The sequence below is a fragment of the Candidatus Thermoplasmatota archaeon genome, from assembly GCA_029907305.1.
Classification (GTDB): Archaea; Thermoplasmatota; E2; order DHVEG-1; family DHVEG-1; genus JARYMC01.
Genome location: JARYMC010000028.1, coordinates 1 through 14,436 on the forward strand (window position 1 = coordinate 1; position 14,436 = coordinate 14,436).

At 34.3% G+C, this 14,436-nt stretch carries 16 protein-coding genes and 1 tRNA gene; 7 read left to right on the plus strand and 10 right to left on the minus strand.

What is annotated here, in order from left to right:
• Positions 1-124: 124 nt before the first annotated feature.
• The 8 genes from QHH19_03160 to QHH19_03195 form a co-directional block, all read right to left on the minus strand.
• A complete protein-coding gene (locus tag QHH19_03160; GenBank protein ID MDH7517323.1) occupies positions 125-595 on the minus strand; it encodes a macro domain-containing protein in 471 nt (156 codons plus the stop codon).
• A gap of 47 nt (positions 596-642) precedes the next feature.
• Positions 643-963, minus strand: a complete 321-nt coding sequence (locus QHH19_03165) for a hypothetical protein (protein MDH7517324.1) — start codon at positions 961-963, stop codon at positions 643-645.
• Position 964: 1 nt separating this feature from the next.
• Positions 965-1,807, minus strand: coding sequence for an MBL fold metallo-hydrolase (locus QHH19_03170; protein MDH7517325.1), 843 nt, complete (start codon positions 1,805-1,807; stop codon positions 965-967).
• A 67-nt stretch (positions 1,808-1,874) separates the two neighbouring features.
• Complete coding sequence (locus tag QHH19_03175; protein ID MDH7517326.1) at positions 1,875-2,045, minus strand: hypothetical protein; 171 nt, start codon at positions 2,043-2,045, stop codon at positions 1,875-1,877.
• Between the two features lie 85 nt (positions 2,046-2,130).
• The gene (locus QHH19_03180) at positions 2,131-2,373 is read right to left on the minus strand and encodes a DUF504 domain-containing protein (GenBank protein ID MDH7517327.1); all 243 of its coding nucleotides are present in this window, start codon (positions 2,371-2,373) and stop codon (positions 2,131-2,133) included.
• Positions 2,343-3,071: an MBL fold metallo-hydrolase gene (locus QHH19_03185; GenBank protein MDH7517328.1), complete on the minus strand. Its 729-nt coding sequence runs from the start codon at positions 3,069-3,071 to the stop codon at positions 2,343-2,345. Before QHH19_03185 ends, QHH19_03180 begins: the two co-directional genes overlap by 31 nt.
• 20 nt (positions 3,072-3,091) lie before the next feature.
• Complete coding sequence (locus QHH19_03190; protein MDH7517329.1) at positions 3,092-6,808, minus strand: NosD domain-containing protein; 3,717 nt, start codon at positions 6,806-6,808, stop codon at positions 3,092-3,094.
• Between the two features lie 98 nt (positions 6,809-6,906).
• Positions 6,907-6,981: transfer RNA gene (locus QHH19_03195), tRNA-Pro, on the minus strand.
• A gap of 69 nt (positions 6,982-7,050) precedes the next feature.
• On the opposite strand from QHH19_03195, the gene QHH19_03200 reads away from it, so the two are divergent.
• From QHH19_03200 to QHH19_03215, 4 genes are all read left to right on the plus strand, one after another.
• Positions 7,051-7,770, plus strand: a complete 720-nt coding sequence (locus QHH19_03200) for a type II CAAX endopeptidase family protein (protein ID MDH7517330.1) — start codon at positions 7,051-7,053, stop codon at positions 7,768-7,770.
• 57 nt (positions 7,771-7,827) lie between these two features.
• A complete protein-coding gene (gene ndk, locus QHH19_03205) occupies positions 7,828-8,283 on the plus strand; it encodes a nucleoside-diphosphate kinase (protein ID MDH7517331.1) in 456 nt (151 codons plus the stop codon).
• A gap of 66 nt (positions 8,284-8,349) precedes the next feature.
• Positions 8,350-9,273, plus strand: a complete 924-nt coding sequence (locus QHH19_03210; GenBank protein MDH7517332.1) for a polymer-forming cytoskeletal protein — start codon at positions 8,350-8,352, stop codon at positions 9,271-9,273.
• A 10-nt stretch (positions 9,274-9,283) separates the two neighbouring features.
• A complete protein-coding gene (locus QHH19_03215) occupies positions 9,284-10,489 on the plus strand; it encodes a redox-regulated ATPase YchF (GenBank protein MDH7517333.1) in 1,206 nt (401 codons plus the stop codon).
• A 12-nt stretch (positions 10,490-10,501) separates the two neighbouring features.
• On the opposite strand, the gene QHH19_03220 is transcribed toward QHH19_03215, so the two are convergent.
• Together QHH19_03220 and QHH19_03225 are read right to left on the minus strand one after the other, a co-directional pair.
• Positions 10,502-11,596, minus strand: coding sequence for a hypothetical protein (locus QHH19_03220; GenBank protein ID MDH7517334.1), 1,095 nt, complete (start codon positions 11,594-11,596; stop codon positions 10,502-10,504).
• A 3-nt stretch (positions 11,597-11,599) separates the two neighbouring features.
• Complete coding sequence (locus QHH19_03225; protein MDH7517335.1) at positions 11,600-12,400, minus strand: hypothetical protein; 801 nt, start codon at positions 12,398-12,400, stop codon at positions 11,600-11,602.
• Positions 12,401-12,584: 184 nt separating this feature from the next.
• Between QHH19_03225 and QHH19_03230 the strand changes: the two genes are divergently transcribed.
• The 3 genes from QHH19_03230 (at position 12,585) to QHH19_03240 (ending at position 14,301) form a co-directional block, all read left to right on the plus strand.
• Positions 12,585-12,950: a hypothetical protein gene (locus QHH19_03230; protein MDH7517336.1), complete on the plus strand. Its 366-nt coding sequence runs from the start codon at positions 12,585-12,587 to the stop codon at positions 12,948-12,950.
• Between the two features lie 109 nt (positions 12,951-13,059).
• Positions 13,060-13,842: a TatD family hydrolase gene (locus tag QHH19_03235; protein ID MDH7517337.1), complete on the plus strand. Its 783-nt coding sequence runs from the start codon at positions 13,060-13,062 to the stop codon at positions 13,840-13,842.
• A gap of 45 nt (positions 13,843-13,887) precedes the next feature.
• Positions 13,888-14,301 carry a hypothetical protein gene (locus tag QHH19_03240; GenBank protein ID MDH7517338.1) on the plus strand — a complete coding sequence of 138 codons (414 nt, stop codon included), beginning with the start codon at positions 13,888-13,890 and terminating at the stop codon, positions 14,299-14,301.
• Positions 14,302-14,436: the final 135 nt, after the last annotated feature.

The following is a 14,436-nucleotide window of genomic DNA, read 5'->3' on the forward strand; positions in this document are numbered from 1 at the left end:
ATGTTAAAATTGAAGATGGTTGAATAATGAGGGGGTAAATTGAGATAGGCTATTCATAATGTGACATTGTCAAGTTAGATAAAAATTTTTTTGTTTATTTCCATTCACAGTATTTTTGGTTCATTCATAGAATTTTTTTAAATGATTCTACCATCTCATCGTTTCTATCTATTAAAACTATTTTTTCAAACTTATTCTCAAATTTTTTTGTGATACTTACTATAGCCTTAGCAGCATTATCTGCTGGCACACCACCAACACCAGTACCCATACCAGGTATAGCAATACTTTTGATGTTTAGTTTCACAGCAAGATCTAAGGCTGCTTGTGTTGCAAGTTTTACGTTTTCTAAACCAATTTTCGTAGCTGGTTGTTTCATCGTTGGTGCATGTATAACGTATTTACATGGTAGGTTACCTGCTGTTGTTGCAACTGCTTCACCAACTTTTATCGGTGCTTTAGAAACAGCTTCTCTCTCGATCTGTATACCACCAACGCGTTTTATTGTACCTGCAACACCCCCGCCCATGTAGCCATAAGAATTAGCAGGATTAACAATAGCATCACAACGAACCTGGGTGATGTCTCCACTCATAATAACAATGGACATAACCTATTTTTTTTTCCTTTTGATATCTAACACTATTTTTTCTCAATTTTTTCTTCTTTCTTCTTTTCTTTCTCTTCTTTTTTCTTAAGTTTTTCTTCTTCCTTCTTTTTTTTCTCCTCAGCTTTTTTCTCTAGGTTTTGTTTCTCTCTAACTATACCACCTTGGAGGATACGGATTCTTGATTTCATACCATTGATTCTTTCTTCGATAAGCTTCTTTTTTATAGTAAAATCAGCTTTTGTTATTTTTTTACTATCACATTTTAACTGCAGGTCTGTGATCCTCATCTCTTCTTTTGCTATTCTTTTTTCCAGCTTAGCAATATTTTTCTCTAATCTCTCGATTAAACCCATGTTATTTACCCCATAGCTCTTTCCTATGTGCCTCAAGGGTATTGTTTTCTTTACCTAAATATTCTGCGAAAGTTTTTACCCTCATGCCACCTTTTTCATATGGTTTAGGAAAAACCTCTTTATATTTCAGATCTCTTAATAGATGATGATCTAGGATAACATCGCATCCAGTTTTTTCTATTATCTCTACAAGATTGTTTGATGCATCCTCAAGGTTTTTTTTACTAAACTTCCAGCCTAGAAAAATAGTTGGTGGACCATCCATGATGAGTAGATCAGGTTTCTGTTCAATTATGTAATCCTTTGCGTCTTTTGTTACAGGTCCTTGAACATCGGATGAATGTGTTATTCTTTTTTTGCCATCATAGATTGTTGTCATCAACACATAACCTAGTGCCACTTTTTCAGGTCCATGGAAAAAAGGCTGAGAAAAAATAATTTTTGTGCTGCCAATTTTATGTTCTGAGTTGTCACAGTATATTAAATCACATTTGTTTTCAACTATTTTTTTGAAATCAGTTCCTCTTTCCTTCTGGGATTTATTGATATTGTTTGATATATCTTTGGCAAAAACTTTTTTGTTTTTGTAAAAATCTTCATCTGGGTCGTAATGATCAAAATGATAATGGGATATTACTATGATATCACATTCTTTTGCTATTTCTGCGATTTTCTTTTTTGTTTTATATAGTGCTTCTAGTTCTTTTTGAGCTGGTGGGAGGCCATATCTATTAGGTCCAAGTGCTGCTGATGGGTCTATGAAAATCTTGCAATCTTTTGTTTCAATGTATGTTGCCATTGATCTTACGCCAAGTGAGTCTGATGCAACCGGTATAATTTTCATAGTCTACTTTGTTGTGAATATTTTGGTGTAATAAAAACATATCCTATGATATTGTGTTGATGTTGTTTTAGAAAAATTTTGCTTGTTCAAATTTTATTTTGCCGCTATCAGGGTACATGGTTATTGATTCTTCGCATCTGTCGCAGTACAACTCTATCATTAATATTGAATCAAGTCTTTTTATTGGTATGTATTTCATTAATTCCCCGCATTTTGGGCATTTTTGTTGCTTGTTCATCCTTCACCCATAAGATTTATATGACTTTTAATATATAAATTTTACTGATAATTAATTTGCTGGTTTATTAACAACAATGCCCTTTTTAGTGTCTCCGCTCAAAAATAATCTTTCCATCATAAACAATTTTTAAGATCCTATGATATGGTATCATGGCATTAACAGTATGCATAAATGATCTCTCAAGCGCTACAATATCACTGCCAGAGATGATCTTAGTATCATTTGGTGCCCCTCTATGAACATACCATATCTCAGCCTTGGCCAAATCAAAACCTTCTCTCCACTTCAAACCATTTAGAATATTCCTTGGACTAGGCATAACCATAACAAGTCGCTCCTTATATTCTCCAAAACCATCATCATATGTTTCCTACCATCACCCTCAACTATAGGCTCATGACCAGGGTAAAGATTAACGACATCAAGCTTAGCCAAGCGCTCAATAGACTGCCTCAAAAGATGCTTGTCTCCACTAGGGAAATCATATCTACCAAACCAGCCACCAGAAAAAATAGTGTCACCAGAAATCAAAGTCTTACTTGCTTTACTATACAAGCACATGCTACCAGGCGTATGACCAGGCGTATGAAGAACCTCAAATTTTTCATCACCAACAATAACAGTATCTCCATCTTTTAATTTGACATCAACTGGCATCTTAGGCATCACACCACCAAGCATCTTCGCAAAATCACTTTCACCACGCTCTATTTTATCAGATGCCTCTTTATGGGCCATGATTTTTGCTTTGCTTTCTGTTAACTCAAACAATTTCCTAACACCGCCGCAATGATCAAAATGTTCATGTGTGATGATAATCTGTTTTATAGAAACAGGATCAACTAATTTTTTAACTTCTCTGACAACCCATTCATTGTTCAAACCTGTGCCACAATCAATAATAGTCGTTTTCTCACCAGTTATAACATAAATATTTGAATCAAAATTACGACCATATATACAATGAACATGCATGTATTCAAATAATACAGCAGATAAAATAAAACTTGTTATTTTTTTCACAACAAAAAACTTATAAAAACTTATTTAAAAAACTTGGGTAAATTAAAAACAAAAAAGGTCATCTCACCAGTAGTGCTACTGTTACCATACTCATCATAAACCTTAGCCTCGATAGTTTGTTTCATAAACGCTTTTTCATCCCATTTCATCGTAAACGGCTCCTTTGTAACTGTATCCTTAAGTTTACCATTTACATAAAACTCAGCTTTACTAACCCTCTTATCATCTATATCCAGAGTAAATGGACCAAATATCACTGGTTTAAAGAAAGGCAGTATCTTCTTGTTCCTAACATAAATAAAACTCTCAACTTTAAAAAGTTTATATTTAAAAGCAAAAAACAATAACACCGCAAATGCTATAGCCACTCCACCGAATAGTGCTATCCATAACCACGAAAATTTAATCCCCTCTTCACTCACTATATAAGAAACGAACGTGTAATAAGCGGTGTCACCAACCCTATTATTATTTTGGTCTTTTACAAGTACATCAAGCCTATAATTACCGCTCTCAAGAGTACCAGGAGGAGTAAAACTGAAAGTCTTGTTGTCATCGGTAAACAAAATTAGATTACCATCACCTGTAGTGATCCCTTCCAGAGAATTGATGTTGTAAAAATCTACATATACAATCTCAACTGGACTAGCATAGGAGATAGTTATGTTAGGGTTGTCTTTGCTAATTCTACTACCAGATGGAGGAATAAAAACAGCGTGATCTAAACCAGGAGTAGGAGGAGTAATATCATTGTATATCAACTGGTATTCTGTTTCAGGATCATCCAAAACACAAACTTTGTTGTTTTTCCTCCAAAAACGATCTGAATTTATCAAAACATCATTCTTTTTCACAACAAGTTGCGTAGCTTTAGGGAATTTGTCTTCTACATCAAAAAAGATCCATCCATTTGTCTTCTGGGCTTTCACTTTCACAGTTGCACTATCCTCATCTTTATCTTCAATAACATCTATGATAGAACATGAAACATGTGATACCAGTACGATTTTGTTTTCTGTGATATTCCATATAAACTCTGGTATTATTGTATCATTGATTGATATCAGGAAACAGATGTCTCCACTTATGTTTATACGGCCTGTGTGCGTTGATTTTAACACATCGTTTGGGTCATAGAACCCATCTTGGACACCATCTCCATCTGAGTCAAAGCTATAAAATAGTTCAGTGAGGTTGATACTGTATTTATTATTCAGATACTCGAGTATTTCAGGGGTTGTTTTAGTCTGAATGAACTCAGAGATATTCACGTAGGTTGTATCAGAACCTGTTTTACCCTCGTTATCTGTTACTGTTAGTGTGACAGTATAATTGCCGTTTGTTGAATATGTATGTTTAGGTGATACTCCAGTTCCAGTAGTGCCATCTCCAAAACTCCAGCTGTAACTTACAATACTACCATCGAGGTCGAAACTACCTGTTCCGTTGAAGGTTATCTCACTTGCTACAACCCCATGATATGGACCATTTGCATCTGCAAACGGTCTTTTTGTATCATTTTTGTTCCCAGATACATCTGTTGCATAAATAACACAGTATAATTGACTTGGTGCACCAGGGGGTATTATAATTTTTTTGTAATTGTTTTCATCTTCTTTGTCCATATCAACAGTTACATGTTCGCTGCCTTCATACCAGTACTCTATAGTAACTTTTGATACCTCATGGTTATCAGTTATCGTCGCCTCATACGTGTAACTGTTTGGCAGAGCAGCGAAAGATTGACCATATTTATTTATTGATATCTCTGGCGGCTCTTTGTCTATCATTGTTACGTTTTTTCTAGCTGTCTGGACTATATTACCTGATGTATCGTTTGCTATGAAATAATAACTCATTTTGCTAAGGGTTTTATCTAGTGTTACATCTAAAACAAAATAGTTACCATTTGTGTTTTTTAGAACCTGTGTGCCACCAAGAGTCCCATGGTTCCAACAAACCTTAACTGTGAGATTTGATGGATCATCGCTATCGTCTTTTACAGACGCATTAAAAGTGTATTTATTACCTGGTGAGCCTGTAGTTGGGGATTTATCTGTTACAGTTGGTGGTGTTCCTTCTATTATCTCAAAATATTCTTGGGAGGTGGATGTAGATTTCCAGTTATTTCTTGCATCTTTTGCTTTAATGTAGAATTTGTATGTCCCAACAGCTGCGTAGGCTTTATTGCAATAGTATGTTGTTCCTGTTTTGTTTTGTGTTATTGGAAACCCTATTGTTTTTCCATCTGGTTTTGTTATGTTTAGGTAAACAGCAGATACTTCTTGTGAATTGTCTGTAACTATAGCTGATATGTATATGTAGCCTCCTGTTTTTACTGAAGATGGTTTTGCTTCTACGCTTGTTATCATAGGGGCAGTAGTGTCTACGATTGGGAGTTCATCTTTGTTGTTTCCATGTATTATGTAGGGTGTATCCCCAAAGCCGTCAATATCATTGTCGCTTCCAGTGTAGTCGTCCCAGTAGTTGCCACCGATATAGGTTTGTTGTAATATGTTTGTTCCCGTGGTTTTTTGTTTATACCAACTGTTATTACGACTTATACTTGTATCATATGCATTGTGTGTATTGTCATAGAATAAGTTGTTGTAAACCAAATTTGATGTGGTGAAAAAATCCATGTACACCCCATATCCTGAATTGGCGTAGATCTTGTTTCCATATATTGTGTCGTCTGTGGAATTATATAGTCTTATTCCATCGTAAGTGTTTCCATTTATGATATTATCTGAGATGGTATTGTTATCATCAGCAAATAGAAATATACCGTGTTTTTTGTTGAACTCAACAATATTCGTTTGGATTTTATTGCTTGAACCTACTATCATGATCCCATAATTAGTGTTGCTAACGATGATGTTATTACTAATCTCGAATGTAAAGCTTGAGTTTTCTATTCTTATCCCACTGTCACCGTTGCTGTAGATTTGATTATTTGATATTTTTTTTGTGTAATCACAATGATCATGTAGGTATATGCCATTTCGGCTATTTCCAGATATATTGTTGTACATGATGGTGTTATCGTTGCTTGTTTGACTTAAGAAAACACCATTATCGCTGTTATCTTGTATAACATTGTTTTCAATTGTGTTACTAGACGAACTATAAAAGAATATACCATTTGAGTTGTTTGTTATATTGTTGTAGGTTATATCATTATTGTTTGATTGTTTTAATTGAATACCATCGCCATCATTGTTTGTTATTATATTGTCATATATTAGATTATTATTACTATTATTGACAAAAATTCCTATTTTTCCGTCTGATATTATGTTATCTGTGATTATTGAATTACCATAGTTTATTTTTACTATAGCATTGCCTTTGTTACTGCCACTGTTTTTGATGGTGAAGTGACTTATGTTTACATATTGTGTATTAATTGTTATTACATCGCCTGAACCACCCCAGTTAATTATCACTATGTCTCTGCTTTCACCAAATACATCCAGTTTTTTGTTTATTGTCAGTTTTTCGTCATATGTACCACGGTATACTATTATTCTATCTCCAGCAGATGCATTATTGATTGCGTCTTGTATTTTATTAAAATGATCAATATGCCAACCTGGTGTAGAGCTGTCGTAGTCATCATCTACATAAAATTTTGGTAAAATGTCAGCCGTACAGTTGTTGGTGCTAATAAGAGAATAAATGCAGTTAATAGATAATAGAGTTATTAATATTATAACTAGAGTTTTTTGTTTCATCCCATCTGCCTGCGTATATACTTGCATATACAAATCTGTTTTGGTATTAAAAATATTCCTATAAAACTAGTGTTGCATAAGAAATGGGATAATGGTAGTGGGCCTGCCCGAATTTGAATCGGGGTCTCTAGCTCCCAAAGCTAAAAGGATCGACCAAGCTACCCCACAGGCCCAATGTTTTTTTGGTAACATACTCAAATATTTAAAAACTTTTATCAAATATCATGTGATAACAACATTCGATGGATTTCAGTATTAAAAAACCTACTCATGTTTTTGCTCTGCTCGTGATGATATTTATTTTTTCTATTTTATATGTTTTACCGGTTTTGTCTTTTTTGGGTTATTTTCCTACTGTGGATACGATGAAACTTACAGAAACTATGATATTATTTAGTTCAACTATTACGGTTTTAATATTTGTTGGTGCCCCGTTTGTGTGGTATATACTTGTAAATAGATATTCTATAAGGGATATGTTTAATCATCTGAAACTTAGATGGGAGGGGATAGATTCTGCTTTTTTATGGGGCATATTAGCAGCTATTATTATGTTTGTCATAGTTTTTGCGATAGGTATGATACTTTATTATGGTACAAAAATTAGCGAAGAGAATCTATCAAATATTAAAGAATTAGCAAGTAACCTATCTGTTGCTTCTATGTTTTTTGTGATTATTTTTCAATCAATTAGTGAAGAAATATTTTTTAGGGGTTTTTTATTTGAAAAAATCGGTTTGGTTGCTGGCGATATGATAGCTATTTTTATTACAGCTGTGTTATTTGGATTAGCTCATATATCATATGGTAAAATTTATCCTGTTGTTATGCCTGTGATTATGGGTGTTTTTTTAGGTTTTATCGTTGTTAAAACAAAGAATCTTTATTCTGCAATAACTGCGCATATGATTTTTAACCTATCTACTTTCATTTTGTATTTGTTTGCTCAATCTTTATCCTAAAAACGTTAATTCTATAAAGGGCATGTATATCTCAACCCATCAAAAGGTGAAATTGTTATGGTAAAAGAGAGAACGTTTGTGATGATTAAGCCTGATGGTGTACAGCGTGGTCTCGTTGGTGAGATTATTAGTCGTTTTGAAAAAAAAGGTATTAAAATTGTTGCTATGAAGCTTGTTTCTGTGAGCAGGGATCTTGCTGAGAAACATTATGGTGTCCATAGGGGTAAACCTTTTTTTGAACCTACTGTTAAATACATCACTTCTTCTCCTGTTGTTGCCATGGTTTTGGAGGGTGATAATGTTATTGAGATGGTTAGGGGTATGATGGGTAAGACCGATCCTTTGAAGGCTGAGATGGGTACTATACGTGGTGATTTTGGTCAGTTTATTGGTCGTAATATTGTTCATGGTTCAGATGGTCCTGAGACTGCTGAGTTTGAGATAAACCTGTGGTTTAAGCCTAAGGAATTAGCAGAGTATAAGCGGATTGATGAGGAGTGGTTAACAGAATAATTTTATGTTTTTGTGACGTAGGTGTCGTTGCATTTATAACACAATTGGTTATATGGTTGATGAGATATGGTTTTTGATAGGAAGACTTTTATTATCCCTGATAAGACAAGGTTTGAGGAGCTTTTTATAGTTACAAATGGTGATGTTGTAATTGGTGATAGGTGTAAGGTTCAGTTTGGTGTTAAGACAGATGGTAGGATTTTTGTTGGTGAACATGCTATAATCGAGGGTGGTTTGGAGGCTGGTGGTGATATCCGGGTTGACATCTTTTCTAGTATAGGTGGGGATGTTATTAGTGGTGGTAATGTTTTTATTGGTGAGAAGACTAGGATAAATGGTAAGCTTTCTTTGAAGGGTGATCTTGATGTTGGTGATAATGTTGAGATTGAGAAGGGTTTTGAGGCGAAGGGTTGGATAAATATTCGTAACCCGATACCAATTGTTATATATATTTTTATATATCTTTTGCAGCTTTTGAAAATGGGTCGTAGTGAGGAAATCGAGAGGATACTAAAAGAGCTTGAAGAAAACGAAGTAAAAACCATACCGATATCAGAGGTGTTTCTTTTTTTACCAAACGACTCGGTTATTGGTACCCAGAAATCTAGTGTAGACAATAACCTGTACATAGGGAAAACATGCAAAATTCTGGGGAACTACAATGTGAAGGGGAATATTTTCATTGGAGATAACTCTGTGGTGTATGGTTCACTTAAATCTGTTGGAGATGTTTATTGTGGTAAAAATGTTGTTGTCCACGGGAACATAGACACAAATGGTGAAATAAAGATTGATGAAAAAACATGTGTCGCAGGAGATGTGTCTGCAGATAAAATATTTCTATCTAAAACCGCATCTGTAAATGGCACCTTGCTAGCTAAAAACGGGGTTTCTTTCACTGCCGATATAGGAGTTGATATTAAGGAAAAGATTGAAAGATACGAAAAGAATGCAGATATTGTAGATGAGATAGATAAGATACTGGAATAGGTTAGAAATTATGGGCATGCAGATAGGTATAGTTGGAAAACCCAATGTAGGGAAATCCACTTTTTTTAACGCTGCTACAGACGCCCATGCAGAGATCGCAAACTATCCTTTTACAACAATAGATGCTAACCATGGTGTGATGTATGTACGTAGACCATGTCCATGCAGAGATTTTAACGTAAAATGTACGCCTCATAACTCCAAATGTATAAATGGGACTAGGTTCGTACCAATTGAGGCTATAGATGTAGCAGGCCTAGTACCAGATGCCCATAAGGGCCGTGGTTTAGGGAACAAGTTTCTTGATGATCTCAGGCAGGCTCATGCTCTTATTCAGATTGTGGATGCCTCTGGTTGCACTGATGAAGAAGGAAACATATGCGCCCCTGGTAAATATGATCCAATACATGATGTAGAGTTTCTTGGAAAAGAGATAACATACTGGTTGATGGGTATTATTAAAAAAAGCTGGGAGGATATAGCTAGACGATGTGAGCTAGAAGGCAAAAAAATAGATAAGATGCTAGCAGAGAAACTAACTGGTTTAATGGTAAAAGAAGAACACATACATAACGCTATTAAAACAACCAGCCTAAATATGGAGAAGCCTTCCACTTGGAGTGATGAGGATTTACTAAAACTCTCAGAGTATATAAGAAAAATCAGTAAACCTATGTTGATAGCATTCAACAAATGTGATATAGCACCTGACAATCTTATGGCGAAAGCAGAAGAACTAAGGAAAGAAGGATATATTGTTGTTCCTACTAGCGCTGAATCTGAGTTGGCATTGAACAATGCAGCAAAAAAAGGTTTTATCGAGTACAGCCCAGGTAGTAGTGATTTCAAGATAATAAAAGAACAGGAGTTAACTGAAAAACAACTAAAAGCACTAGAATATATTAAAACCCATGTTCTTAAAAAATATGGGTCCACAGGTATACAAAAATGTATAGAAGAAGCTGTTAAAATGCTGGATTTAATCGTTGTTTACCCTGTTGAGGACGAGACACATCTATCAGATAAACAAGGGCGTATTCTACCAGATGCACATCTAATGCCACGTGGAAGTACAGCAAAGGACCTAGCATACAAGGTTCATACCGACATAGGGGACCATTTCATCAGAGCAATAGATGCTAGAACACATCGCATTATAGGATCTGATTACAAACTAAAAGACGGTGATGTGATAAGAATAGTGGCCGACGTCTAAATCTTTTTTTTTTTATTGTTTTATCACACCCTTTCTACCACACTTAGGGCACTCAATTTTAATCTCAAAAACTCCTTCCTCTTTCTCAACAGTAAAAATGTTTTTACACTCAGGACATCTAACCGTTAACTTTTTCTTTAAAGGCGGTTGTTCAAAAAACTCCTCAACTTTATTTGCACCAGTACGCCTTTTTTCGATGGAAGATGACAAAGCTTTTTCAAATGGAGATGGAATCTCTTGCTCCTTTTTTTCAGGATACTCTTCTTGCTTTGCAATATCTGGTTCTATTTCTTGTTCAAACGTCTTCTCATATAGCATCTTTGTGTCAGCAGGTTTTTCGTCTGGTAGCAAATCTTTTTTTGTTTGTAACCTTCGCTCAGGTGCGGGGTATAGATCTGAATCAGCATGATCCTCCTGTATATAACCTTCAAATGACTCTTTTTCTGTGGAGACAAATGGTTGCGGTGGTGGAACTGATGTAACTTTTTCTGGAGATGGTTTTTTGACAAAAACTTTTTCTTCTATAAGTGGCTTTGCTGGCACCTTTTTTTCCTCAAAATGTTTTTCCTCAATTTTTTTCTGCTTTCTTAACTCACTAAAATACTTAAAATAAAAATTTGGAACAAATATCAAATATAACACAGACCCAAATAAAGAAATAGCGGATGAAACCAATGGAAGGTATTGATAGTTTAGCAATATACCACTTAAGATAAATGGTGTTCGCGCCCCACTTATCTCACCTGTATCTTTTATTACGATCCAACTAAAAATTACAGATAAAGCACTAAATATTATGTTTGCACAAACCATCAGCATCATAATTTTTGCTACATTCAAATATTTCTTAGAAACAATGAGAAGTGTACCAGTAAGTGAGAGAAGAGAAAATACTATCAAAATCCAGTTGCAGATAACAATAAGGTTCAAATTATATAGTAGAGTATGATTTTTGTTTTTGATTGCATCTATATTATAATATAATACTTCTCCAGCGATATCTTCTGCAAAACAAGGTAAAATCGAAATTAAAGTTAAGCTAACTATACTAGATATCAAAATTAGGCTTGTGATTTTTCTGATTCTTGCAACAAATATTTCTGTCATCTTCTATTCACCATATCTAGGGGTTATTGTGTCTGTGACATTGGTTTTTAGCAGTTTTTGCATTTCTTTAAAATCCATTCCGATGACTGTGAACATTATTCTAATAACTATAAACCCTAGAGTGATTAAAGCGAAAGCTGCGGGAAAAGTGACTGTTAGTATTTTAGCTGTAATAAAATGGATGTTGTAATATAATAGAATCTGTGCTCCTATGAATTTTGCTGCAGATAAAACAATAAACATGCATGGAACAATGACAATTGCGGCTATAACAAAATGGATGGTGATAAATATCTCAGCTGAAAAATTAAATAGTTTATCTATTGCCCAAAATATCGTGATAAGTATACCTAGTATAATTAGAGCTATAACGCTGTTTTCTGCTAATTGTGATGCAGAACTGAAATCATCAGTTGATAAACCTAGGTAATATGATTTGGAAAATAAATTTGTGATATCATTGCTTACATTGGTATCAGTGGTTTTTTCACTTCCGTTATATAAAATAAAATCTCTGTTTATAGATAACTCCATTTTTGAGCTGCCTGTATCGTATTTAATGTATCCCCATGGCACGTAATTGATACATATCCAAAGGATCATCGCGGCAAGAATTAATAAAATAAATAATTTTGGGAAATTTTTTTCATAGGTTGTTTTTTTACTTTTTTTATAATCAGGTTGTCTAACTCCACGTTTGATTTCAGCTTTTTTAAATGCTTCGTCTAAAAGCTGTTCTTTTATTTTTTGTTCTTTGATAAAATTAACTGAATTATCCTCTTCTATGAACTCTCCTTTCACCATCGTTCGTTATATTAAACTGATATTTGCTTATTAAATCTTTTGAAAATACATATTTTTTTGTTCCTGCATTTGCATAATCATGTGCAATATAGCTGCATAATTATCTGCGAATTAGCTTTTTATACTTACTTAAAATATGTTTGTTTTGGGATCACTCGAGAATAATATTTCCAGGAGAGGAAATGTGCTGAGGAGAAAAATCAGTAAGAATGGGTTATCAAAAATTTTTACGAAGAAGAAACCCAGTTTCTTAGGTTATTCGTTGAGTGTATTTCCTAGTAGTAGACATGTTTTGAAAGTTAATAAAATCAGAAAGTTTCCGTCTATTAATCTTAGATGGGTTTTTTTGCTTGTATCTATATATGTTGTTTTGGGTTTGTTTATCTTGTTTATGCAGCAGTTTTTTGAATTTATAAAGGATATATTTGTTTATAGTCTTATGGGTTTTTTTACTTTTTTTATGAGTTATTTTGGTTGGCGACTCGCTCAGATTGTTGGAGAGTTTGTCAAAAAAGGGGTTAAAAAAGAACATTTTGAGTATCAACTATAGTGTGATAGTTTGTTTTATAAACATGTTAATAAATAGTCTTTTTGGAGTTGGTTTTATTTGATAGTGTTTGATAATCATCTTCACCTGAGGCGTGATGGCAGGTTTTTAGATGCTGTTAAGGATTTTAAAAAAAGCAGGTGGTACTCATTTTGTTTTATGTCAGTTGCCGATGGTTGATATTGTTGTGAAAGAAAAAAGCTATGAATCATATTATCTGGAGACTTTGGAGATGGTTAAAATAATTTGTTCCGCTGTTGATATCGGTGTTTTTGCTACTGTTGGTCCTTATCCTGTTGATTACATTAAACTGAGGCAGGTTTTTGGTAGAGAGCAGGCTATTAAGATAATGAGAGATGGTATGGATATTGCAGCTGATCTATGTCTTGATCATCGGTGTATAGCAATTGGTGAGATAGGTAGGCCTCATTTCCCAGTTGATGAAGAAGTTTTAGTTGATTCAAATGAGATTCTTTTTTATGGTATGCAAAAGGCTAAGGAAGCTGGTGTCCCTGTTGTGTTACATACTGAGAGTACTACACCTGATCTATGTAGGGAACTAGTGGAGATGGGTAGAAAAGCTGGTTTGCCAGCACATATGATTGTTAAGCATTATTCTCCACCGTTGATAAAATTTGAGGATAACTATGGTCTTATGCCATCTGTTTTAGCTAGTGAAAAAAACGTGGTTAGTTCCCTATTGGATGGTACACGTTTTATGATGGAGACTGATTATATAGATGATCCTAGGCGACCAGGGGTTGTACTAAGTCCAAAAACTGTTCCTAAAAGAACGTTTGAGTTAATCAAAAAAGGTTTACTGTCTGAGAACCAGGCTTATGAGATACACAAAGAGAACCCTGAAAAAACATATGGTATAAGTTTAGAAGGATAGAGTTTTAAACAGGTTTATTATTCAATAGTAGTAGTTTGGGTTGTTATGAGTGCATTTAATCCTAAACAAATTCTATGGGTTGTTATAATAGCTTTGTTAGTTGTAATTATATGTATAGCTACATATTTTCTGTTAACCAGCTCTGAACATGAGCAGATTGCTGTACTTTCCCCAGATGATGTTTTGAGAGATAGCGACAAATATATTGGTAAAACTATAACTGTTGCTGGATACTTTTATCATGAGGTTGCTGAGGGTAGAGGTTTTATCACAAAAATTATAATACCTTCTGGTTCTTCTTTGACGGAATATACAATCCGCCTGCCAGTGAATTACTCTGATGTTAATATCTCGCTATCTGAGAAGGTAAAGTATCGTTTTACAGGTATTCTAAAAATAGATGAATCCACTATTGGTAGACCTATTGTTTTAGTTGCAAAAGAAATTATAGCAGTATAAATTTTTCCTTTTTGGGGCTTCATCCCGAAATAAATAATTAAAGAAAAAAAAACATTCATTTTTTCCTATTAGATGGGATGTGCCAAGAAAAGGATAAAACCCAAAAGTTGCTAACCATGTAAACCGCAACTTCGA